The sequence below is a fragment of the Burkholderia sp. MSMB1498 genome, from assembly GCF_001526245.1.
Classification (GTDB): Bacteria; Pseudomonadota; Gammaproteobacteria; order Burkholderiales; family Burkholderiaceae; genus Burkholderia; species Burkholderia savannae.
In genome coordinates this window covers 71,376-93,606 of the sequence record NZ_LOYJ01000103.1, presented here as the reverse complement: position 1 = coordinate 93,606, position 22,231 = coordinate 71,376, and the positions used below count along the sequence as shown (strand labels likewise).

Genomic DNA, 22,231 nt, shown 5'->3' with positions numbered 1-22,231 from the left:
TGATCAACGCGACCTGCATGCGCGGCGGCCCGGTCGCTTCCTGCACGCGCCGCTATCCCCGGATTCCCCACAGTTCGAGCCGCAACGACGGGAATTCGCCCGCGATGTGCAGCGCGAGCCCGCCGTGCCGCGAGACTTCGTCCCACAGCGGCCCCGTTCGCGACAGTTCGTAGTAGACGTAGCCCGCGTTGAACGGAATCTGCCGGGGCGGCACCGGCAGCGCCTGCAGCGCGATGCCGGACAGGTGGCTGCGCACCAGATCGGGCAGCCGTTCGGAAGGCCCCACCTTCGCCTGCGCGGCGAATTGCTGTTGCAGCAGATCGGGCGGCATCTGCGCGTGCACCGCGAGCACGACCGCCGTGAAGCCCTGCACGTCGGCCGGGTCCACCACGGCGTTGAGGATGCCGTGCCCCTGATCCGACAGCGCGATGCTCTGCGCGCTGCGCACGAGCACCGCGTTGAGCAACCGGTGCGCATCGTCGACGACGGGCTTCAGGCACAGGTGCGGCGCGACGTGCTGATACGGCGGATGCGAATCGAGCGGGCGGCGCGTGTCGGTGCGCACGTAGGTCGACAACTCGCCCGCCATGCCGACGAGAAGCGCGTACAGCTCGGCGGGCGATGTGGTCGGCACCCGCTGCAGATGCTGGAGCAGCGGCTCGTAGCGGTTGAGCGTCTGCAGCAGCAGGTAATCGGATACTTCGGCCGTCGAGCCGGTCTTGCCGTCAGCGCCCGTCAGGCGCTCGGCGAGCGCGTTCGCGCGCAGGCGCGTGAGGTCGTGGATCTTCGCGAGCCAGCTCGCGAGCGTGTCGCTCGCGCCGTAACCGGTGACGGGGGGAATCAGCGTGTCGTCGAGCTCGATGCTGGCGTCGGCGCGAATCGTCTTCACGCGCGTGAGCGCAAGGCCGATCCACGCGTCCGTCAGTTCCTTCTCGGGAATCAGCCGCAGCCGCAGGTTCGACAACTGGACTGTCTTCGGCCCTTGCCCGATCGAATTGGTGTCGCGCAGGTCGGTCTCGAACACGACGTAGCGGGCGAGCGATTCGGCCGCATGGTCGAACGCGGTTTCCTCGCCGTTCGGCACGCGGATCGGCACGGCCAGATAGATCACCTGGTCCAGGTGCTCGGGCCGGATCGTGAGCGGCGCGGGCGGCGGCGTGCTGCCGGGCGCGTCGAACGGCGTGCCGTCGGCGAATACGCCGCTCGCCGACTTGACGACGATCTTGCCGAGCGCGGGCGCCTCGGTGTCGAGGCTGTAGTGGCTGAAACCGAAGAAGAACGGGGAGAGCGGCGCCGTGCGCCGGTGCGCGTAGTGCTCGAGGTAGCGCTCCTGCTGCTGGAACAGCTGCGGGCGCATGAACAGTCCCTCGCTCCAGACGACCTTGTTATGCCAGCTCATGGTGTCATTCCGACGTTCGTGTCATTTTCCGGTTTCGGTGATCCTCACCGCGTGCGTGTCGAGATCGATCGTGAGTCTCAGCTTCGGCGACGAGAAGCGATACCAGGCCGCCTCGCGCGCGGGCGGCAGCGGATACGCGGCGCGCCAGACCGAGTTCGGCAAATCGCGGTAGGCCGCGACGACGCCGAGCGCGGTCGCGGCCGGATCGATCTTGCGGCGCAGCGTCATGCGCTCGCCCGGGCGCAGCAGCAAGCGTTCGCGCGACACGAGATCGTCGGCGAGCACGGTCTTGTCCTGGTCGTCGAGCGTGAAGAAATCGGCGGCGTTGAACGCGCCGTCGGTCTTCAGCTCATAGACGCTCACCGCGATCGGCGCCGCGCGTTTCAGGTCGTCTGGATTGACCGTGGGCGCGGCGCGCACGGTCAACTCGAGACGCGTCGGTTCCTTCGGCGTCGGCGGGCCGCCCGCGCATGCGGCGAGCGCGAGCGGGAGCGCGAAGAAGGCGGCGAGCGTGGTCGGGCGCATGCGGATTCACCGTGCTGAGGGTGAGGCGATCGAAGGCGGGTGCGTGCGGCGGACGCGGGCCGCGCCCGCCGCACGCACGCTCACGCCGCTCAGGCTTCCTTGTTGCCCTTGATGTCGAAGCTGGTCGTGACGGCGCCGCCGCTGCCGCCTTGCGCGTTCTGCACGACGTACTCCTGCTTGACCTTCGCGAACGACAGCGACACGGTCTCGCGGCTGCGCTCCGTATCGGTGCGGCTGCCCGACGGCTTCACCCGCGTGACGATCACGTCGCTCATCGTGAGCTTCAGGTACTCGAGCGGATTGCCGCCCGCCTTGCGCATCACGAGCACGGCCTGATCGACGTGCTTGCCGGTCAGCGCGTACTTCATCAGATTCGGGCTCGCGCGGTCGATCGCATGCTCGAACGTGAGATCCCGGACGGTCGCCTTGCCCGCGCCGCCGCCGCTGCCGGTGTGCATCGTCGACGCCTGCTCGATCTCCCAGTCCCAGTTCAGCACTTCGATTTCGTCCTTGTGACTGTCGTCGAGCGACTCGCCGTTGATCCCGTCGATCTTCAAAAAAATATCTTGAGCCATGAACTTGCTCTCTTGCGTTGATGACAAAAAACGGCCGGTGTCGCGGTGAAGGCGCGATGCCGGCCAGCCGAGGACGCCGGCCCGCAATGGGTCAGGCGGCTTCCTTGATCGACGGCAGCTTCGCGACGAGCCGCAGCGACACGGTCAGGCCTTCGAGCTGGAAATGCGGCCGCAGGAAGAACTTCGCCTGGTAATAGCCCGGGTTGCCTTCCACTTCCTCGACGAGCACTTCGGCGGCGGCGAGCGGCCGGCGGGCCTTGGTGTCCTGCGAGGAGTTGGCGGGGTCCGCGTCGACGTAGTTCATGATCCATTCGTTCAGCCAGCGCTGCATGTCCTCGCGCTCCTTGAACCCGCCCACCTTGTCGCGCACGATGCACTTCAGGTAGTGCGCGAAGCGCGAGCACGCGAACAGGTACGGCAGGCGCGCCGACAGGTTTGCGTTGGCGGTCGCGTCGACGTCGTCGTATTCGGCCGGCTTGTGCAGCGACTGCGCGCCGATGAAGGTCGCGTGATCGGTGTTCTTGCGGTGAACGAGCGGGATGAAGCCGTTCTTCGAGAGCTCCGCCTCGCGCCTGTCGGAGATCGCGATCTCGGTCGGGCACTTCATGTCGATGCCGCCGTCGTCGGTCGGGAACGTGTGGCACGGCAGGCTCTCGACCGTGCCGCCCGATTCGACGCCGCGGATCAGCGAGCACCAGCCGTAGAGCCGGAACGAGCGGTTGATGTTCACGCCCATCGCGTACGCCGCGTTCGCCCACGCGTAATGGCGGTGATCGGCGCCGTTCGTGTTTTCCTCGAAATCGAACTCGTCGACCGGGTTGGTATGCACGCCGTACGGCAGGCGCGCGAGGAAGCGCGGCATCGCGAGGCCGATGTAGCGCGCGTCGTCCGCGCTGCGCAGCGCGTTCCACGACGCGTATTCGAGGTTCTGCGTGAAGATCTTCGTCAGGTCGCGCGGGTTGGCCAGCTCCTGCCACGATTCCATCTGCAGCACCGACGGCGACGCGCCGGAGATGAACGGCGTGTGCGCCGCCGCGGCCACTTTCGAGATCGAGCCGAGCAGGTCGACGTCGGGCGGCGTGTGGTCGAAGTAGTAATCGGCGACGAGGCAGCCGTACGGCTCGCCGCCGAGCTGGCCGTATTCCTCTTCGTAGATCTGCTTGAAGAGCGGGCTCTGATCCCATGACTGGCCCTTGTAGCGCCGCAGCGTGCGGCGCAGCTCTTCCTTCGAGATGTCCATGAAGCGGATCTTCAGGCGCTCGTCGGTTTCGGTGTTCGACACCATGTGATGCAGCCCGCGCCACGCCGACTCGAGCTTCTGGAAATCCTCGTGATGCAGGATCAGGTTGATCTGCTCGGAAAGCTTGTGATCGATCTGCGCGATGATCGCGGCGATGCTCTTGTACGCGTCGTCGCTGATCGTCGCGGCTTGCGCGAGCGCCTGCTCGGCGAGCGTGCGGACCGCGTACTCGACGGCCTCGCGGGCCTGCTCGGTCTTCGGCCGGAACTCGTGCGCGAGCAACTGCGCGAAATCCGATTGCGGTTGGGCCTGCGATTGGGCGTCGTGCGATTGGGCGTCGTGCGGTTGGGCCTGCGATTGGGCCTGCGGTTGGGTTTGCTGTTGCGTCTCGGCGCCGGCCGCCTGCGGTTGCTGTTTTTTCATGATGGTTTCCTCGGGTTGCCCTGTTCGGCCGGTCAGTCGGCGTCGCGCTCGCGCGCCGCGGCGTCGGCGCCGTTCGCCTCGCCCGCGAGCCGCGGCTTCGGCGCGGCCGCGAGCGAGCGCAGCAGCGCGTCGTCCTGCAGCAACTGGTTGACGAGCGATTCCGCGCCCGACTTGCCGTCCATGTAGGTCTGCAGGTTCGCGAGCTGCGTGCGCGCCTCGAGCAGTTGCCGCAGCGGATCGACCATCCGCGCGATCGCGGCGGGCGAGAAGTCCTCGATGCTCTCGAACGTCATGTCGACCATCAGCTGGCCGTCGCCCGTCAACGTGTTCGGCACGGCGAACGCGACGCGCGGCTTGACGGCCTTCATGCGCTCGTCGAAATTGTCGATGTCGATGTCGAGGAAGCGCCGGTCGGTGACGGACGGCAGCGGCGCGACGGGCTTGCCGGACAAGTCGGCGAGCACGCCCATGACGAACGGCAGCTCGACCTTCTTTTCCGACCCGTAGACCTCGACGTCGTACTCGATCTGCACGCGTGGCGCGCGATTGCGCGCGATGAATTTCTGGGAACTGCTGATTGCGGACATGCCTGGCTCCATGAAAGAGAGAAGAGGGCAGGGTCAGTGAGCCTGCGCGGCGGGACGCGGCGTCGCGGAGGACGTCGCAGGGTCCGCGCCGACCGGACGAAACACGAGCGCTTCCGGGGGCGGCGCGGCCGGATCTGCGACGTCGATGTCGATGCGCGCGAGGACTGCCTTCGAGGCGAACGCGTCGAGCCACAGAGCGGAGAGGCGCGGCAGCACGTGCTGCTCGATGAAGCCGATCAGCAGCCGGGCGCCGGTTTCCTGCACGAGACATCGCCCGACGATGTAGTCGACGAGCGCGTCGCGATAGGCGACGGCGATCCGATGGTGGCCGGCCATGCGCGCGGCCACGCGATCCAGGTGCAGGCGCACGATGCGCGCGAGCGCGCCGTGCTCGAGCGGCCGGTACGGCACGACGGCGACGCGGCCGAGGAACGCGGCCGGGAACGCCTTCAGGAGCTCGGGCGCGAGCGCGTCGCGCAGGCGCGCGGCGTCGGGCGCGAGCGCCGCGTCGGCGCACAGGCTCGCGCTCAGCTCGGCGCCGACGTTGCTCGTGAGCAGGATCGTCGTGTTGCGGAAATCGATGTAGCGGCCGTCGCCGTCTTCCATGTAGCCCTTGTCGAACACCTGGAAGAACACTTCGTGCACGTCGCGATGCGCTTTCTCGATCTCGTCGAGCAACACGACCGAGTAGGGGCGGCGGCGCACGGCCTCCGTCAGCACGCCGCCCTCGCCGTAGCCGACGTAGCCGGGCGGGGCGCCCTTCAGGCCCGACACGGTATGGGCTTCCTGGTACTCGCTCATGTTGATCGTGATCAGGTTCTGCTCGCCGCCGTACAGCGCCTCGGCCAGCGCGAGCGCGGTCTCGGTCTTGCCGACGCCGGACGGGCCCGCGAGCAGGAACACGCCGAGCGGCTTGTGCGGATCGCTCAGGCCCGCGCGCGCGGTCTGCACGCGTTCGCCGATCTGGCGCAGCGCATCGGCCTGGCCGATCACGCGCGCCTCCAGCGTGGCGGGCAGCGTGCGCACGGCGGCGACTTCGTCGGTCACCATCCGGCCGACCGGAATGCCGGTCCAGTCGGCGACGATCTGCGCGACGATCGCCTCGTCGACTTCGGGGAACACGAGCGGCGCGTCGCCTTGCGCCGCCGCGAAGCCGCGCTCGAGCGCGCCGAGCGCCGCGGCGGGCGCGCTCGGCATCGCGCCGCCTTCGGGTGCCGTGCCTTCGGGGGCCGCGTCTTCGGCGAGCGCCGCCTCGCGCGCGGCGAGCAGCGCCCGCGCCGCTTCGATCTGCGCCTGCCAGCGGGCGTCGAGCGCCGCCTCTTCGGCCGACAGCGCCGCGATCCGGCCGACGCAAGCCGCGACGGACTGCTCGGCCGCGAGGCCGATGCGCGCCTCTTGCCCGAGCAGATCGAGCTCGGTGCGCGCTGCCCGCAGGCGCCGGCGCGCGTCCTGCAGTTCGCGCGGCGCCGCGTGCTGCGAAAGCGCGACGCGCGCGCACGCGGTGTCGAGCAGGCTGATCGCCTTGTCCGGCAACTGGCGCGACGGGATGTAGCGATGCGACAGCGTCACCGCGGCGCGGATCGCCTCGTCGCGCACGAGGACACCGTGATGCCGCGAGAACGTCCGCGCGAGGCCGCGCACCATGTCGACCGCGGCCTGCTCGTCCGGCTCCTGCACTTGCAGCACCTGGAACCGGCGGGTCAACGCGGGATCTTTCTCGATGTGCCGCTTGTATTCGGACCACGTGGTCGCGCCGATCATGCGGATCGTGCCGCGCGCGAGCGCCGGCTTGAGCAGGTTCGCCGCGTCTCCCGTGCCTGCCTGGCCGCCCGCGCCGATCAGCGTGTGCGCTTCGTCGACGAACAGGATGACCGGAGCGGGCGATTTCGCGGCGGCCTCGAGCACGCTTTTCAGGCGCGATTCGAATTCGCCCTTCATGCTCGCGCCGGCGAGCAGCGCGCCGACGTCGAGGCTCATCAGACGTACGCCGGCGAGCTTCGGCGGCACGTCGCCCGCCGCGATCGCGAGCGCCAGGCCTTCGACGACGGCCGTCTTGCCCACGCCCGCCTCGCCCGTGAGGAGGGGATTGTTTTGCCGGCGGCGCAGCAGCACGTCGATCATCGTGCGGATTTCCAGCTCCCGACCCACGACGGGATCGATTCCACCGTCTTTCGCGCGCGCGGTGAGATCCGCGCAGTACTGCTCGATCGGCGCGCCGGTCGGCGCCGACGGGATCGCATCGGATGCGGCGCCCGCCGGGACGGGCGCGAAATCGCGGCTGTCGTAGGGCGCGTCGGCGGCTTCCGGGGAGCCGTCGATCCACGCGGGCAGCGCGTCGTCGATGCCGTCCGCGCCGAGCTTGCCGAACGCCGGAGAAATGGAGAGCAGCACGCGCCGCAACTCCGGCGTGCCCACGAGCGCCGCCACGAGCCACGCGCCGCGGATGCGCCGATCGTCGAAGCGCAGCGTCGCGAGCACCCATGCGCGCTCGATGGCCGTTTCGACGTGATGCGAGAAATCGCTGATCGAGCTGGCGCCCGCGGGCAGCGCGGCGAGCGCGCGCGCCATGTCGCGATCCAGCGCGTCGCGCTCGATGCCCGCGTGCCGGAGGATGCGGTGCAGATCCGAGTCGGTCTGCTGCAACAACTGGTGCAGCCAATGAACCAGCTCGACGTACGGGTTGCCGCGCAGCTTGCAGAAGACCGTCGCCGACTCGATCCCTCTGAAGAGCGTGCCCCCGAGCTTGCCGAACAGCGCCTGACGCGAAATCGTCATGGACAGGTCCTTCCTTTTGCTTGTCTTGTTTTATTGCGGAGCCGAGCTAATCGCTCCGCACATCGTTCAGTCGTCAAGGCGCGCGACTTGTTTTAGGATTTTTCTTATTCGCATTAATGCGTTCTGCTTTCGTTGGCTCGAATATTCTTTTTGAATTAAGGCGTGGTCAACTACCATAAATGGTAAGTCGGTCGAAAAATGGAGGATCGAACTTTTTTGTCAATCGAATCGGCAAATTGTCAAAAATTGCAAAGCTGTTATATTCCGTTATGGACAACGGCGAATTCCATGGCGCACACTGATTTAAAGCACATGCCGCGTGAAATGCGGCGCGCCGGAAAATAGCGTCGCATCGAATAGTTGATGTCGCCGAGGCCGATTGAATTACCGCCGGATTTCGTGTGGAATCTGTTTCCGGGTGCGAAAATCGGTGTCGAATGAAATTCTTTTTATTGAGATAACGAGAGCGGTTCGATTTAAGAACGATTTTCATCAATTTTTAAGTCAGTCGGATTTGCCATGCGAACTTTTAAACTGTTTCGCCGCAACGGGCAGGGCGCGCAATATGCCGAATCGGCATCGCGGGACGCCGGCGCTGCGTCTCGGGCCGCCGGCCGCCGCAGCGAATCGATCGTCGAGACGCTGCTGATCGGGCCGTCGGATACGGGCCAGGATGATTCGACGCATGACGGCGGCGCGGTGTTCGGCCTGATCGGGACGACGATCGCGGCGGAGGCGTTCGCTTCCCGTCCGGAGCGCGCTGCAACGGATGTTGCGACGGCGGCCGGCGCGCCCGCGCCTGCCGGGGATCTCGTGCATTCGCTGTACGAGCAGTACTGCAGGGCGCTCGAGGACCCGCAGGCGCCGCTGACGAGCGATTGGGCGGCCCGGCTGGCGGTCGTGCACGCGCCGCCGCCGGAGCCGGCCGTCGCGCGGATCGAGGAAGCCGACGGCACAGGCGCGATCGACGCGCTTCTGTCCGGCGCGCGCGTCCTCGACGACGCGTTCGGCTCGCTCGGCTCGGACGGCGCGCCCGATCCGGCGGGCGCGGATTCGACGCCGGAGGTCCTGCGGCTTTTCGCTCCGGCCGAATACCGCGCGGCGGCGGCGCGGCGGCCGGGCGGCCTGCCGCCCGCCCTGGCCCGGCGAGAGCACCATGCGCTCGCCATCGACAGCCCGCTGCCCGCGCCGGGCGCGGCCTCGAATCAGGACGCGCGATGACGACGCCGAACGCATCGGATGCGCGCGCCGCGGCGAAAGCCGATCTGCACGATCTGCCGATCGCCGCGCGGCTCGCGGAGATGGAACGGCGCGTCCGGGAGCAGCCCGCGAGCGCGGAGCACCGCTGGCCGCTGTTTCAGCTGCTGTGCGTGACGGAGCAGTGGGCGCGCGCGCTCGTGCAGTTGCAGGTGCATGCGCAGCTCGCGCCGCAGGATGCGCAGGCCGCGCAGGCATACCGCGATCTGATTCGCGCCGAGCGCTTGCGCGCCGAGGTGGTCGCCGGCCGCGCGCGGCCCGGATTCGTGTTCGATGCGCCGCGGTGGGCCGACGATCTGCTGGAGGCGCTGCGCGCCGCGTCGATCGGCCGGCGCGACGAGGCCGACCGCGTGCGCGAGCGGGCGCTCGATCAGGCGCCGCTCGTCGCGGGGCGCGCGCCGCATTCGGCGTTCGACTGGATCGCCGACAGCGATTCGCGGTTCGGCCCCGTGTGCGAGATCGTGACTGCCGGCCATTATCGGTGGCTGCCGTTTTCGGACATTGCCGCGTGGCACGTTCCGCGTCCGGCCCGGCTGATCGATCTCGTATGGGCGCCGTGCGCGGTGACGCTCGTCGACGGCGGCGCGGTGCGGGGCTTCATGCCGGCGCGCTATCCGGCGGCGGATGACGCGAACCAAGCGAACCAAGCGAACCAAGCGAACGAGACGAACGATGCGCACGAAACGAATGCGCACGCCGATCGAGGCGCGGCCGACGCGGCGCGCGAGATCGACGCGTTGCGCGTCGGCCACAGGACGACATGGCGCGAGGCCGGCCGTACCGGCGTGATCGCGCGAGGCCGGAAGACCTGGTCGACGAGCGCGGGCGACTACGGCCTGTTCGAGCTCGAGCGCTGCGCGTTCGGCGCGGCGGCGCGCGCGGCCGGGGCGGCGGATGGCGCGACGCACGATGCGGCGCACGGCGCGCCGCGCGAAGGGGACGGCGATGGACGAGCATGAGAAACGCGCGCCGGGGCCGGGCAAAGGCGGCGCGCGCCCGGGCGGCGCAGGCGTCGCGGCGCCGCGCCGCGCGAACACGCATCTGCTGCCCACGCTGATCGACCGGCTGCGCGACGACGCGCCGCAGCGCCAGACCGAGGCGCCAGGCGAATACGCGGTGACGCGCATGCAGATGCGCGGCATCGTCCAGCGCGATCTCGCGTTCCTGCTCAACACGATGAACATCGACGATCGCATCGACCGCGAGCGGTATCCCGCCGCGGCCGCGTCGACCGTCAACTTCGGCGTGCCGCCGCTCGCGGGCGCGTTCATGGCGGCGTGCAAATGGGCCGACATCGAGCGGATCATCCGCCGGGCGATCGCCGATTTCGAGCCGAGGCTGATCGCGGAAACGCTCGTCGTCGCGCCGTCGAAGGACGTCGAGGCGGGCGAGCGATCGAACGTGCTGTCGTTCGAGGTGCGGGGCATGATCCGCATGGACCCTTATCCGATCGAATTCATGGTCCAGAGCGCGCTCGATCTGGAAACGAGCCAGGTGAGCATTACCGGCATGCGCGCGGTCTGACGCGCGCGCCGACGACAAGGGGGACATCCGGTGGACCCGCGACTGCTCGACTACTACAACCAGGAACTGATCTACATGCGCGAGCTCGGGGCCGAGTTCGCGCACGCGCACCCGAAGATCGCGCGGCGCCTCGGCATGCAGGCGGGCGAGGTGGCCGATCCGTACGTCGAGCGGCTGATCGAGGCGTTCTGCTTCATGGCCGCGCGCATGCAGATCAAGCTCGACGCGGAGTTTCCGCGCTTCACGGGCCGGCTGCTGGAAGTGCTGTATCCGAACTACGTCGCGCCCACGCCGTCGATGGCGGTCGCGCGCCTGTATCCGAGCCGCACCGAAGGCAATCTCGCCGAAGGGTTTCGCATCGCGCGCGGCACCGCGTTCACCGCGCGCGTGCCGGCCGGCGAGAAGACCGCCTGCCAGTTCCGCAGCGGGCAGGACGTGACGCTCTATCCGCTGGAGATCGCGGAAGCGACGCTGACGGGTATCCCGCCCGACATCCCGGCGCTCGACCGCTACGTTGCGTCCGGCACGCAGGTGCGCGGCGCGTTGCGCCTGCGGCTGCGCACGACGGGCAACGTCCGCATCGCGGACCTGAAGGGGCTGGACCGGCTGCCGGTGTATCTGGCGGGCGACGAGCAGGTGGCCTCGCACCTGTTCGAACTGCTGCACGTGGCGGGCGTCGCGACGATCATCGCGGCGCCGGGCGAATTCGCGGCGCCGGGCCGGCCGCTTTACGCCGTGACGGCCGATGCGCTCGCCCACGAAGGGCTCGGCGCCGACGAAGGCCTGCTGCCGCTCACGTGGTCGAAGTTTCACGGGCACAACCTGCTGCACGAATACTTCGCGTGTCCGCAGCGGTTCTACTTCTTCGCGTTGACGGGCCTCGCCGACGGATTGCGCCGCGTGAGCGGCCGCGAGGTCGAGATCGTCGTGCTGCTCGACCAGTCGCCCGAGCGGCTCGAGAGCGTCGTCGACGCATCGCGCTTCGCGCTGTTCTGCACGCCCGTCGTCAACCTGTTCGCGCGCCACACGGACCGGATCGAGCTGTCGACGGGGCAGAGCGAATTTCACCTGGTGCCGGCGCGCCTCGCGCCGCTCGACTACGAGGTGTTTTCCGTCGAGGCGATGCACGGGCAGGTCGCGGCCACGTCCGCCGAGCTCGAGTTCCGGCCGCTTTACCAGACGCTCAACGACGACGAGCACAATCATGGACGCTATTTCTCGACACGGCGCGAGCGTCGGCTCGCATCGGACTCGGCGCGCCGCTACGGCACGCGCACGCCTTATGTCGGCACGGAGATGTTCGTATCCCTCGTCGATCAGAACGAGGCGCCTTATAGCGAGGAAATCCGCTACCTGTCGGTCGACGCGCTGCTGACGAACCGCGACCTGCCGACCCTCGTGCCGCGCGACGGCGTGCGCGACCTCACGATCGTCGAATCCGCGCCGCTCGAAAGCGTCGGCCTGATCCGCGCGCCGACCGCGCCGAAGGCGCCGTATGCGGAGCGCGAGACCGCGTGGCGGCTGATACGCCAGCTCAATTTCAACTATCTGCCGCTCGACGAGCTCGATCACCGCGCGGGCGGCCAGGGAATGCGCGATCTGCTGCGTCTGTTCGTGACGGGCGACGAGGCCGACAATCGCCGGCAGATCGAGAGCCTGATCGGCGTGAAGACGCGGCCCGTGACGAGAAAGCTGCCGGGCGCGGGCCCGCTCGTCTTCGGGCGCGGCATCGAATGCTCGCTCACCGTCGACGAGCCGGGTTTTTCCGGCGTGAGCCCGTACCTGTTCGGGCTGGTGCTCGAACACTATCTGGCGCGGCACGTGTCGATCAACGTTTTCACGCAGACCGAGCTGCATTCGGTCCAGCGCGGCCGCATCGCGCGCTGGCCGGTGCGCATGGGCGCGCGGGGAGGCGCTTGATGGAACACGCATCGCACGACGCCGCGCTCCCGCCGCGGATGCACGAACGCCTGAAGGCCGAGCCTTGGCGCTACGGCTTTCTGACGCTGCTGCGGCGCGTCGGCGCGAATCCTCGCCTCGATCCGATCGGCACCGCGAAGCGTCCGCGCGCCGAGCCGTTCAGGCTCGGCCAGCAGCCGAGCCTCGCGTTCGCGCCGCGCGAGATCGCGAGCGTCGGCGGCGCGAACGGCCGGCTCCGGGTGCGGCTGTTCGGCCTCGGCATGCTGGGGCCGAACGGGCCGCTGCCGATCCACGTGACGGAGATCGCGCGCGATCGCGAAGAGAGCCGGCGCGACACGACGCTCGGCGATTTCCTCGACCTCTTTCACCACCGCTATCTGACGCTGCTGTATCGCGCGTGGGCGTCGGCGCAGGCGGCGGCGGGGCTCGACAGGCCGGGCGACGAGCGTTTTTCCTTTTATGTCGCGAGCCTCACCGGGCAGGACGCGGCCGACATCGCCGCGCGCCCGCTGCCCGCGCACGCGCGCCTGTCGGCGTCGCCGCACCTGGTGCGCGAGGCGCGCAATCCGGATGGCCTGCGCATGACGCTCCAGCGTTACTTCGGCGTGCCGGTGACGATCGAGGAGAACGTGTTCCACTGGATTCGGGTGGACCCGGCCGAGCACAGCCGTCTCGGCCGGCCGGGCAGCGCGTCGGTCATGGCCGAAGGCGCGATGCTCGGCGAGCTGGTGCCGGACCGTCAGCACAAATTCCGCATCGTCGTCGGACCGCTCGACATCGACGCCTACCTGCGCTTCACGCCGCAGGGCGAGGATTTGCCGCGGCTCGTCGAATGGGTGCGGGCGTTCGTCGGCTACGAGTTCGAATGGGAGCTCGAGCTGCGCATCAAGCCGAACGGCGCGCCCCCCGCGGTGATGAACGGCCCGCAGCAGCTCGGCTGGTCGGGGTGGCTCGGGCGCTCGCCAACCGAGGCGCCCGTCACCGGCATGCGTTTCGAACCCGAGCGGTATGCGGACCGGTTCCGGCGCGATGGCGGCCCGACGCCCGCCGATCGCCCGATTTGAGAGGTGAGCGATGAGCAGCAGAAAACCGGCCGGTCAATCCGCGCCCGCGCGAACGCCGAAGGCTCCGGACTGGATGGCGAGCGTCGATGCGGACGCGCCTTGCGGAGCGGACCTTGAATACGATCCCGAATTCGTCGTGCTGTCGGCGAAGGTCGCGCCCCGCTCGGACGCGCAGTACGGCGACTTCGTCGGGATGCCCGAACCCGTGAACTGGAGCGACGTCGACCGCGACTGCCGTCGGCTGATGACGCGCAGCAAGGACATGCGCGTCGCGGTTCTGTTCGCCCGGTGCCGCACCCGGCTCGCCGGCGCGGCCGGGCTGGCCGAAGGCGTCGGCCTGCTCGCCGCGTGGCTCGCCGCGTTCCCCGATGCAATTCATCCGCGGGCCGACGTCGACGCGGATCGCGACGCGGCGCTCGAGATCCGGATGAATGCGCTGCAGGCGCTGACCGATTCCGACGGCCTGCTCGCGGACGTGCGCGAGATCGTGCTGATCGGCGCGACCGCGACGCGCCTGCAGGTGCGCGACGTGGAGCGCGCGTTTGCGCAACCGCGCCCGGGCGACGCGCTCGCGCTCGAATCCGTCGCGCGCCAGCTCGCGGATCTGCGCGCGCAGCAGCCGGCCGCGCTCGCGGGCTTCGACGAAGCACTCGCGAGCGCGGCCGCGATTCGCGCATGGAGCCGCGCGCATCTCGGCGCGTATGTGCCCGATCTGTCGGCGCTCGAAGGGCTGCTTCGACATGTCGCGGGGCGAGGCGCGCGCACGGACCACGCGGCCCCGGCGCCGGCCCCCGCCGATGCGCCGCCGGCGCAGGAGGCGGACTGCGTGCGAGCGGACCGCCCCGCGCGGGCTCAGGCGCAGGCTCACGCTCAGGTTCAGACGTCCGTCGAACGCGAGGCGGCGCCGACGGTCGAGTCGAACGAACGCGGCGCGGTCGCGACGCCGCTCGATCGCTACGCCGCGCGCGCGTTGATCCGGGAGGCGCGCGAGTGGTTCGAGCAGCACGAGCCGAGCAGTCCGATTCCGGTGCTGCTCAGGCGCGCCGAGTATTTCGTCGGCAAGCGCTATGCGGAAGTGGCGCGGGCGATTCCGGTCGAGCTGCTCGCGCAGTGGGGCGACGGCGAATCCTGATCGCGCATGGGCGCGAAGCGCGCCGATTGGCGTCGCTCGCCGATAGACGACGTTCCTGAAGGAGGGCAGTCATGCCGAATTTACCCGCCGCTCGCACCGTCGAGATCAGCGGCCCCGCGTTGCCGACGTTGCCGTCGGGCGAGCCCGCCCTTCGGCTGAGCGCGATCCGCGGCAGCGAAAAGCTGTCGGAGATCTACGCGTACGCGCTGGAGTGTCTGACGCCGCCGGATTCGACGCTCGCCGACGAGCAGGCCGCGAACCTCGACTTGAAGGCGATGATCGGCAAGGCGCTGACGGTGACGGTCCAGCTCGAAGGCATGGGCTCGTTCGTGGCGGGCATGCCGGGCATGTCCGGCACCGCCCACATCGGGCAGGGCAAGCGCGAGATCAGCGGCATCGTGACCCGGGCGAGCTTCGCGGGCCCGTTGAACCGGCAGTGCCGATACCGGCTGACGATGCAGCCGTGGATCTATCTGGCCGACCAGCGCTCGGACTACCGGATCTTCCAGAACCGGAGCGTGGACGAGATCATCGACGAAGTGCTGAACGCGTACTCATATTCGTACGACAAGCGGTTGAGCGGCCGGTATCCGAAGCTCGCCTTTCAGGTGCAGTACGGCGAGACGGATTTCGCGTTCATTCAGCGGCTGATGCAGGAGCACGGCATCTACTGGTTCTTCGAGCACTCGAACAAGGTGCATCGGATGGTGCTCGTCGATCACCTCGGCGCGCACGAGCCAGTGGCGAGCGCCGCGTACCGCACGCTGAAGTATTACCCGCCCGGGCACAAGATCGATCGCGAATACATCGACGCGTTCGATACGGCGGAGTGCCTTCAGCCCGGCCGCTGGACCACGAGCGATTTCGATTTCGAGAAGCCGAACGCGCGTCTTCGCGTCGAGAACGCGCTGCCGCAGGAGACGGCGCACAACGGGCTCGAACGGTACGAATGGCCGGGCGATTATGCGAACCCCGAGCACGGCGAGCATGTCGCGCGGGTGCGCATGGAGGAACTGCGCGCGCAGGGCGAGCGCGCGTCGGGCGGCGGCAACGTGCGCGACGTCGTGTGCGGCACCACGTTCTCGCTCGAGGGCTATCCGTGCGCGAGCGCGAATCGCGAGTATCTGGTGCTCGGCGCGTCGTTCGAGGCCGAGGAAACGGGCGGGGCGACGGGAACGGGCGACCATCGGATCAGCGCGTCGTTCGTCGTGCAGCCGGCGACCACCGTGTTCCGGCCGCCGCGCACCGTGCGCAAGCCGCGCACGCGCGGGCCGCAGACCGCGGTCGTGACCGGGCCGCCAGGGCAGGACATCTGGACCGATCAATACGGCCGGGTCAAATTGAAATTCCACTGGGATCGCTCGGCTGCGCGCGACCAGAATTCGTCGTGCTGGGTGCGCGTGTCGTATGCGTGGACGGGGAACAACTACGGGGGCGTCCACATTCCGCGGATCGGCTCGGAAGTGATCGTCGATTTCGAGAACGGCGATCCGGACCGGCCCATCGTGACGGGGCAGGTCTACAACGCGCTGCACATGCCGCCGTGGCCGCTGCCGGACCACGCGACGCAAAGCGGGATGCTGAGCCGCACGCCGGCCGGCAGCGGCGAGAACGCGAACATGCTGCGCTTCGAGGACAAGGCGGGCGAGGAGCAGGTCAAGCTGCACGCGGAGCGCAACTACGACGTATCCGTCGAGCGGGATTCGACGATCGCCGTCGGGCGCAAGCACTTGACGCTGGTGGGGCTGGAGCTGCCGCCCGTGTCGTCCACGCGCTCGCCGCTGGATCGGCTGATCGAGGTGCTGCGGCTCGGGGGCGCGCCGCGTCCCGCCGCGCCGGCGCAGCAGCCTGCGCCGCAGCAGCAACACCAACAGCAGCAACATCAGCAACATCAGCAACAGCGGCAACCACAGCCGTATCAGCAATTGAAACGGCAGCGGCAGTTCCAACGCGCGGGCGCGTTTCAGGCGCTCGCCGCGAATGTCGCGGGCGCGCTGCAGGGCATCGTGGCCGTGCTCTCGGACCCGTCGATGACCGCATCGGCGCGCACCGTGCAAGGCGCGTCGACGTCGGTCGTGTTCGGCGACACGCAGGGCGTGAACGTCGGCAACAAAGTGACGGTCACGAGCGGAGACACGCACGCGGAAGTCAATGGAACGGCTTCCGCGAAGAACGCGAACAGCGTCTCGCTGAACGGCACGAGCACGAGCGTCACCGGCTATTCCACGGGCGTGACCGGAGCGAGCGTCACCACGCTGGGATTCGGCGTCTCGACGAACGGAACAACGGTCACGACGAATGGCGCGACCATCGGTTCGACGAGGGTGGCGATCGCAACTAAAGCGAACGATTACACCTTGATCGAAGGAATCAAGATCTCCTTCTGACCGAAGCCGCCCACAAGCCTCAGGCCGTCAAATGAAAATCATCAAACCCTTCAGGATCAGCCCGCTGACCCGTCTCTACCGGATGCACGGACAAGAGCATCTCGGCGTCGCCGCGCTGATGGCCGCGACCTTGGGCGAGCATCCGCAACTGCTGACGGACTCGGCACTCTGGAATCTGGCCGGCGAAGCGCTGCGCGGCTACACGCTCGACATGGCGCTGCCGAAGCCGTGCCCGGAATTCCTCGTCTGCGGATATGCGTACGGGAAACATGCGGGCGAGCGCAGCGGCGGCGCATGCGAGGTCGGGATCGGCGTCGCCGGCGTGGAAAAGCGGCTGCGGATATCCGGCGACCGGCAATGGGCCGGCGGGCGCGTCACGCCCGCGCGGCCGTTCGAGCAGTTGCCGCTCGACTGGGAATTCGCGTACGGCGGCGCGGGCTTCGCTGACAATCCGCGAGGCCGCGGCGCGGAGCCGTCGCAAGACGGCGTCCGCCCTCTGCCCAACATCGAATACGCGCACAGCCCGATGCGTTTTCCCGACGAGCTTCCCGCGCCCGCCGGCTTCTGTCCGATCGACGCGACGTGGCCGCAGCGCGCGAGCCTGTCCGGCGAATACGACCGGCAATGGCTCGAAACGGATTTTCCCGGCTTTCCGCGCACGCTCGATCCGCGCTGCTTCAACATCGCGCCCGCGGATCAGCAATTGACGGGGCTCGCCGAATTTCCGGACGGCGTCGCCTACGAACTGACGCATCTGCATCCCGATCACGCGGTGCTGACGGGGCGCGTGCCGGCGCTGCACGCGCGGTCGTTCGTCGTGCGCGCCGGCCGCGAGACGCCGGAGGAAATTCCGATGCGCTTGACGACCCTATGGTTCATTCCGCACCGCGAGCGCGTCGTGATGATCTATCACGGCGCGACGGCCGTCGCGCAGTTCGACGCGAGCGACGTGCAGGCATTGCTGCTCGGCGCCGACGCGAGCGGGCAGCCGAGGCCGCCCGAATGGTATCGGCAGGTGATCGAGTGGCGCACGCGACACGACAAGGCCGTGCTGTACGCGCTGCGCGATCGGGATCTGCTGCCCGAGCGCTATCTGCCGGCGGATTCGCCGGCTGAGCCCGCGGCCGCGACGCAGGGTGCGAGGCAGCGGCTCATGCGGGACCGGCTGAGCGCGTTTGCGGACGCGCGTCCGGTCGAGGAGCCCCGCCTCGATCAACTGGTCGAGTTCGTCGAGCGTCAGGAAGCGGCGGCCGACGAAGCGCGCGCGCGGCTCGAGGCGATGCGGCGCGATCTGCCGTCCGGGCGCGAAGCGCCGGCCGCGAAGCGGCGCGGCCCGCCGGCGCCGGCCGTTTTTCATGGCGACGGAGACGAGGCCGGGCAGGCGGCCGCCACCGACTGGTCGGGCATGCAGAAAATGCAACGCGATGCGCACGAGAGCCTTCGCAAGCTCTACCTGCAATCGGCCCAGCATCAGGACGCGCCGGACCGGTTGAGCGAGGCGGCGTCGGAATCGCGGCGCGCGTTCGTCGCCGCCGCCGTCGCGGCGGGGCGCTCGCTCGAGGGCGTCGACCTGACGGGCGCGGATCTTTCCGGCATGGATCTGCGCGGCGCGCGGCTTGCCGGCGCGATGTTCGAGAGCGCCGATCTGAGCGACGCCGATCTGTCGGGCGCGATCGTCGATCACGCCGTGCTGGTGCGCGCCGGTCTGAACCGGACGCGGTTCGTCAACGCCGATTTGACGGGCGCCAATCTCTCGCTCGCCGCGTGCGACGAGACGGACTTCTCGGGCGCGAACCTGAGCGATTGCATCGTCGAGCGCGTGCGGTTGCGAAAGTGTCGATTCGAAGGCGGCATCTTGTCGGACACCCGGTTCGGCGATTGCCGCTTCCATGAAGTCGATTTCAGCCGCGCCACGCTGCGCAATCTGATCGTCGTCGATCAATCGTTCGAGAACGTGAACTTCTCGAACGCGACGATCCGCAAGATGCTGCTGATGAACTGCTCGCTCGCCGACGTTCGGTTTTCGGCGGCCGACATCGACGGATTCGGAATCGTCGACGCGCGCACGCAAGCGCCGCTTCGCTTCGACGCGGCGAATCTCGTGAAGGCGTGCTTCGTCCAGCGCTGCGACGTCGCGCGCGCCGATTTCTCGTTCGCGACGCTCAGTGAGGTCAATTTTCGCGAAGCGGATCTCGACGCGGCGGATTTTCACGGGGCGCGCATCGGCAACTGCGACTTCACCGACGCGCGCCTGCGGGCCGCCAATCTGCGCGGCGCGAAAAGCGAAGGCAGCCACTTCGTGCGAACCGACTTCACCGGGGCCGATCTGCGGGACACCGATCTGATCGCCGCGTACCTGCGCGGCGCGACGCTGGACGGCGCCGATCTGCGCGGGGCCAATCTGTTTCGCGCGAATCTCTCGGAAGTCCTGTCCGACGGCGATACGCAATGGGCGGGCGCGTATCTCGACCACGCGATGCGGTTCCCGGCAGCGCGAGCGCGCCAATGAGAGCGAGCCTCGAGCAATTGCGCGACGCCGTCGCCCAAGGCCATGTGATCAAGGGCGTCGTGATCGATTCGGCGAACCTCGACGGGCAGGATTGGTCGGCAGGCGTGTTCGAGCAGGTGCGGTTCGCCGGCGTCGCGATGCGGGGCGCGCGGCTCGGCGAAGCCGTCTTCAACGAATGCGAATTCCGAGGCGTCGACATGCAATGCGCGGATTTGTCGAAGTGCACGTTCCACGCGTGCCGGCTCGACGATGTGAACCTCTCGGAAAGCCGCCTCCACGGGTTCACGATGAGCTCGACGGTTGCCGCCGGCGTGGATTTTCGCCTCGCGCACGCGCACGGCTTCAACTGCCTGCAAAGCGATATCGGCGATTGCAGCTTTCAACGCGGGCGCATCGAATCGTCGGTGTTCAGCGAGACGCGGCTGGGGCGCGCCGATTTCACGGCGGCCGTCGTCCGCAAGGCGGTCTTCTTCCAGCTCGATCTGACGCAGGCGATCTTGCGCGACGCGACCTTCAGCGACGCCGTCTTCGTCGAAGCCGATCTTGCCGGCCAGTGCTTGCGCGGCCAGCGGATGCATCGCTGCCAGTTCGCCGGCGCGAATCTGACGAACGTCGATTTCACCGCCGCCAACCTCGCTTACTGCAATTTCCAGCGCGCCAGGCTGAGCGGCGCGCGGCTGGACGAAATCGACGCACCGTACGCGGTGTTCGTCGAGGCCGACGCGCAGGGCGCCGTGTGCCGTCATGCCGCGCTGGAGGGCAGCCTCTGGGTGCGGGCCGACATTCGGCAAGCCGACTTCACCGGCTCGACGCTGGAGCGGGCCGTGCTCCAGCACGCGCGATGCGGCGCGTCGCGCTTTTCGCGGGCGCGCCTCGCGGGCGCGGATTTTTCCGGCGCGGATCTGACCGGCGCCGAATTCGACGGCGCGGGTTTCGCGCGAACCCTGTTTCACGACGCGGTCGCGCCCGACATCGCATGGCACGCGCATCCCGGCGCGCTGGCGCGCGATTCGGCGTTGTCGGAGGCGCAAGCGTGGTCGCGGCGACGAGACGAAGCGCTGCGTCGCGAGCGCGAGTGAGAACGGCGCGGGCGCGATCGATCCGTTTCGAACCGAGGAGGAAACATGAATCCGACCGTGATGGAAGCAGCGCGCAGCCGCGCCGCGCCTGCGATGCAAGAGAAAGCGGCGACGGTCGCGGATGCGCTGTCCGACGGCTCGTTCGTCGTCGAATGCGAAGGCGCGAGCGTTCGCTGCCGGCGCGCGTTCAGCTGTCTCGTCGAGCCGCGAGCGGGCGACCGCGTCGCGATTTGCACGGCCGATGCGCGATGCGTCTACGTGACGGCGATCCTGGAGCGCCCGAACGCGGACGCCGTGCACGTGTGCGTTCGGGGCGACCTCGTGCTGGAGGCGACGCAAAACGTCTATCTGAAGAGCGACGGCGCCCTGTGCCTGACGGGGCGGGAGCGCGTATCGGTCAGCGCGGAGCGGCTGGCCTTGTCGGCCCTCGACGCGTCGCTGTCCGCCGACAAGACGACGCTCGCCAGCGCGGAAGTTCACGGCCGGCTCGGGACGATTCGTCTGATCGGCCGGATGCTGGAGACGGTGATCGACCACGTTGCGCAATCGTGCCGAAGCAGTTTCCGCTCGGTGGAGACGGTCGAGCACTTGCGGGCGGCGCAGATCGATCACGCGGCGAGCGGCAACCTGCGCCTGCATGCGAAGAACGCGCTGCTCACGGCCGAGCGGCTGTCGAAGATCGATGCCGGGCAAATACATCTGGGTTAGGAGGGTGCTGAGATGGTGATGGTGAATTCGAGCGCGGGCGGCGAAAACATGGCGACGAGCGTCAACCTCACGCCGCCGGCGGGTGCGCCCGCTCCTTATCCGAACAAGGCTTCGCGCGCGAGCGCGATACCGAATGTCACGAACATCTTCGTGGGCGGCGGTCCCGCCCACAACGTCGCGACGATCATTCCGATGTCGAGCGGCGACAGCGCGGGGGCGATGGGCGGGGCCGCGTCCGGCACCGTGTCGAGTGTCTCGCGCAACGCCCGGGGCGCGAGCAAGACCCTGATCGCCGGCATGCCGGCCACGCGCATGACCGACCCGACGCAGCAGAACAGCGGCAATACCATCGGTGCGGGTAGTTCGCCCAGTCAGACCATCGTGTTGAATCTGAGCGGTTGAAGGATTCGCGCGCCGCTTGGAACACGGCTCGGAGACGCCGCGCGAGGCGATTTCCGGTCGATGTCGCCGGGCTTCGAACTCGGGCTTCGAACTCGGACTTCGAACCGGCACGAAAGCCGCGCTGGCGATCGGGACGCGCCATTGCCACACTGCGAGCGCATCGCCGCGCTTGCGCCGAGCCCGAGTGCATGCGAGCGGGCCGGCATCTTCCCGTTTGAAACCGGCATGCCCGGGCGTCGCGACAACGATCGAAGCCGGGGGCGCGCATGCGGTGAAATGCGAGCGGGCATATCGAAGAGCGGATCGCGTTCGGGTTGAAACAGCGCGAGCAGGCGGCAGTCGACTTGAACGGCCGACACGATGCGTTTTGAAGCGTCGCTCACGGGCGGCGCGAGCCACGAATTTCATGAGCGCTTCGTCTATGGCCGCGAGGTGTTCGCACCGGATGCGCAGGCATTCGAAGTGATGCGGCCGCGCACGGATGCGCCTGACGGCGCAGCGGGTTTCGCCGCGACCGCTTCCGGGCGGCTCGCGGCGGCGGGCGGACTGCGCGGCGATGCGGGCGGCGTGCAGTAGCCGTGCAGTGGCTGTGCAACGGACATGCGGCGGACATGCGGCGGACATGCAATGGCCGGCGATGACGGGACGTAAAAAGCGGACAGCGCCGCATCGAATCGGCGCACTTTCCGGATAGACGGCCCCGGTGGGCGCCGCCACAATCGGAT

Annotated in this window: 17 protein-coding genes and 1 pseudogene; 12 read left to right on the top strand and 6 right to left on the bottom strand. The window is 68.6% G+C overall.

The genetic code is table 11. The features are described 5' to 3' along the window. Nucleotides 1-52 precede the first annotated feature (52 nt). From tssK to tssH, 6 genes are all read right to left on the bottom strand, one after another. Nucleotides 53-1,399 (bottom strand): type VI secretion system baseplate subunit TssK, encoded by a 1,347-nt coding sequence (tssK, locus tag WS91_RS23615; protein ID WP_038751408.1) that lies wholly within the window; start codon nt 1,397-1,399, stop codon nt 53-55. A gap of 21 nt (nt 1,400-1,420) precedes the next feature. Then, nucleotides 1,421-1,924, bottom strand: a complete 504-nt coding sequence (gene tssJ, locus WS91_RS23610; RefSeq protein WP_038751405.1) for a type VI secretion system lipoprotein TssJ — start codon at nt 1,922-1,924, stop codon at nt 1,421-1,423. 89 nt (nt 1,925-2,013) lie between these two features. Continuing rightward, complete coding sequence (locus WS91_RS23605) at nt 2,014-2,499, bottom strand: Hcp family type VI secretion system effector (protein WP_038751403.1); 486 nt, start codon at nt 2,497-2,499, stop codon at nt 2,014-2,016. 91 nt (nt 2,500-2,590) lie between these two features. Next, nucleotides 2,591-4,162 carry a type VI secretion system contractile sheath large subunit gene (gene tssC / locus WS91_RS23600; protein ID WP_231752075.1) on the bottom strand — a complete coding sequence of 524 codons (1,572 nt, stop codon included), beginning with the start codon at nt 4,160-4,162 and terminating at the stop codon, nt 2,591-2,593. Nucleotides 4,163-4,194: 32 nt separating this feature from the next. Further along, entirely contained in the window at nt 4,195-4,749 is a 555-nt protein-coding gene (gene tssB / locus WS91_RS23595; RefSeq protein WP_038751399.1) for a type VI secretion system contractile sheath small subunit, read from the bottom strand. Between the two features lie 33 nt (nt 4,750-4,782). Then, on the bottom strand, nt 4,783-7,524 hold the full coding sequence (gene tssH, locus WS91_RS23590) for a type VI secretion system ATPase TssH (protein WP_059671148.1): 2,742 nt from the start codon (nt 7,522-7,524) through the stop codon (nt 4,783-4,785). 519 nt (nt 7,525-8,043) lie between these two features. Here tssH and WS91_RS23585 point away from each other — a divergent pair. The 12 genes and pseudogenes from WS91_RS23585 to WS91_RS23530 all read left to right on the top strand — a co-directional run bounded on the left by WS91_RS23585 (nt 8,044) and on the right by WS91_RS23530 (nt 22,082). Next, a complete protein-coding gene (locus WS91_RS23585; RefSeq protein WP_059671147.1) occupies nt 8,044-8,745 on the top strand; it encodes a TagK domain-containing protein in 702 nt (233 codons plus the stop codon). Next, on the top strand, nt 8,742-9,740 hold the full coding sequence (locus tag WS91_RS23580) for a type VI secretion system accessory protein TagJ (protein ID WP_059671146.1): 999 nt from the start codon (nt 8,742-8,744) through the stop codon (nt 9,738-9,740). Before WS91_RS23585 ends, WS91_RS23580 begins: the two co-directional genes overlap by 4 nt. After that, a complete protein-coding gene (gene tssE / locus WS91_RS23575; RefSeq protein ID WP_038751442.1) occupies nt 9,727-10,305 on the top strand; it encodes a type VI secretion system baseplate subunit TssE in 579 nt (192 codons plus the stop codon). The genes WS91_RS23580 and tssE overlap by 14 nt, the downstream gene beginning before the upstream one ends. Nucleotides 10,306-10,335: 30 nt before the next feature. Next, complete coding sequence (gene tssF / locus WS91_RS23570; protein WP_038751390.1) at nt 10,336-12,225, top strand: type VI secretion system baseplate subunit TssF; 1,890 nt, start codon at nt 10,336-10,338, stop codon at nt 12,223-12,225. Continuing rightward, nucleotides 12,225-13,303, top strand: a pseudogene (gene tssG, locus WS91_RS23565) (type VI secretion system baseplate subunit TssG). Before tssF ends, tssG begins: the two are co-directional and overlap by 1 nt. 59 nt (nt 13,304-13,362) lie before the next feature. Further along, the gene (locus WS91_RS23560) at nt 13,363-14,421 is read left to right on the top strand and encodes a type VI secretion system protein TssA (RefSeq protein WP_059671145.1); all 1,059 of its coding nucleotides are present in this window, start codon (nt 13,363-13,365) and stop codon (nt 14,419-14,421) included. A 71-nt stretch (nt 14,422-14,492) separates the two neighbouring features. Continuing rightward, on the top strand, nt 14,493-16,808 hold the full coding sequence (locus WS91_RS23555; RefSeq protein WP_059671144.1) for a type VI secretion system Vgr family protein: 2,316 nt from the start codon (nt 14,493-14,495) through the stop codon (nt 16,806-16,808). A 31-nt stretch (nt 16,809-16,839) separates the two neighbouring features. Then, on the top strand, nt 16,840-19,317 hold the full coding sequence (locus tag WS91_RS23550) for a DUF2169 family type VI secretion system accessory protein (protein WP_059671143.1): 2,478 nt from the start codon (nt 16,840-16,842) through the stop codon (nt 19,315-19,317). Continuing rightward, nucleotides 19,314-20,396 (top strand): pentapeptide repeat-containing protein, encoded by a 1,083-nt coding sequence (locus tag WS91_RS23545; protein WP_059582951.1) that lies wholly within the window; start codon nt 19,314-19,316, stop codon nt 20,394-20,396. The genes WS91_RS23550 and WS91_RS23545 overlap by 4 nt, the downstream gene beginning before the upstream one ends. A gap of 45 nt (nt 20,397-20,441) precedes the next feature. Further along, nucleotides 20,442-21,104 (top strand): DUF3540 domain-containing protein, encoded by a 663-nt coding sequence (locus WS91_RS23540; protein WP_059671142.1) that lies wholly within the window; start codon nt 20,442-20,444, stop codon nt 21,102-21,104. Between the two features lie 12 nt (nt 21,105-21,116). After that, complete coding sequence (locus WS91_RS23535) at nt 21,117-21,506, top strand: PAAR-like domain-containing protein (protein WP_059671141.1); 390 nt, start codon at nt 21,117-21,119, stop codon at nt 21,504-21,506. A 360-nt stretch (nt 21,507-21,866) separates the two neighbouring features. Beyond that, on the top strand, nt 21,867-22,082 hold the full coding sequence (locus tag WS91_RS23530) for a hypothetical protein (protein ID WP_059671140.1): 216 nt from the start codon (nt 21,867-21,869) through the stop codon (nt 22,080-22,082). Nucleotides 22,083-22,231 lie beyond the last annotated feature (149 nt).

Bases quoted from the DNA above. Each gene is read 5' to 3' on its own strand.
- WS91_RS23540 (WP_059671142.1), top strand. From the start codon at position 20,442: ATGAATCCGACCGTGATGGAAGCAGCGCGCAGCCGCGCCGCGCCTGCG.
- WS91_RS23535 (WP_059671141.1), top strand. From the start codon at position 21,117: ATGGTGATGGTGAATTCGAGCGCGGGCGGCGAAAACATGGCGACGAGC.
- WS91_RS23605 (WP_038751403.1), bottom strand. From the start codon at position 2,499: ATGGCTCAAGATATTTTTTTGAAGATCGACGGGATCAACGGCGAGTCG.
- tssH (WP_059671148.1), bottom strand. From the start codon at position 7,524: ATGACGATTTCGCGTCAGGCGCTGTTCGGCAAGCTCGGGGGCACGCTC.
- WS91_RS23580 (WP_059671146.1), top strand. From the start codon at position 8,742: ATGACGACGCCGAACGCATCGGATGCGCGCGCCGCGGCGAAAGCCGAT.
- WS91_RS23550 (WP_059671143.1), top strand. From the start codon at position 16,840: ATGAAAATCATCAAACCCTTCAGGATCAGCCCGCTGACCCGTCTCTAC.
- WS91_RS23545 (WP_059582951.1), top strand. From the start codon at position 19,314: ATGAGAGCGAGCCTCGAGCAATTGCGCGACGCCGTCGCCCAAGGCCAT.
- tssC (WP_231752075.1), bottom strand. From the start codon at position 4,162: ATGAAAAAACAGCAACCGCAGGCGGCCGGCGCCGAGACGCAACAGCAA.
- tssK (WP_038751408.1), bottom strand. From the start codon at position 1,399: ATGAGCTGGCATAACAAGGTCGTCTGGAGCGAGGGACTGTTCATGCGC.
- tssB (WP_038751399.1), bottom strand. From the start codon at position 4,749: ATGTCCGCAATCAGCAGTTCCCAGAAATTCATCGCGCGCAATCGCGCG.
- tssJ (WP_038751405.1), bottom strand. From the start codon at position 1,924: ATGCGCCCGACCACGCTCGCCGCCTTCTTCGCGCTCCCGCTCGCGCTC.
- WS91_RS23555 (WP_059671144.1), top strand. From the start codon at position 14,493: ATGCCGAATTTACCCGCCGCTCGCACCGTCGAGATCAGCGGCCCCGCG.
- WS91_RS23530 (WP_059671140.1), top strand. From the start codon at position 21,867: ATGCGTTTTGAAGCGTCGCTCACGGGCGGCGCGAGCCACGAATTTCAT.
- WS91_RS23585 (WP_059671147.1), top strand. From the start codon at position 8,044: ATGCGAACTTTTAAACTGTTTCGCCGCAACGGGCAGGGCGCGCAATAT.
- WS91_RS23560 (WP_059671145.1), top strand. From the start codon at position 13,363: ATGGCGAGCGTCGATGCGGACGCGCCTTGCGGAGCGGACCTTGAATAC.
- tssE (WP_038751442.1), top strand. From the start codon at position 9,727: ATGGACGAGCATGAGAAACGCGCGCCGGGGCCGGGCAAAGGCGGCGCG.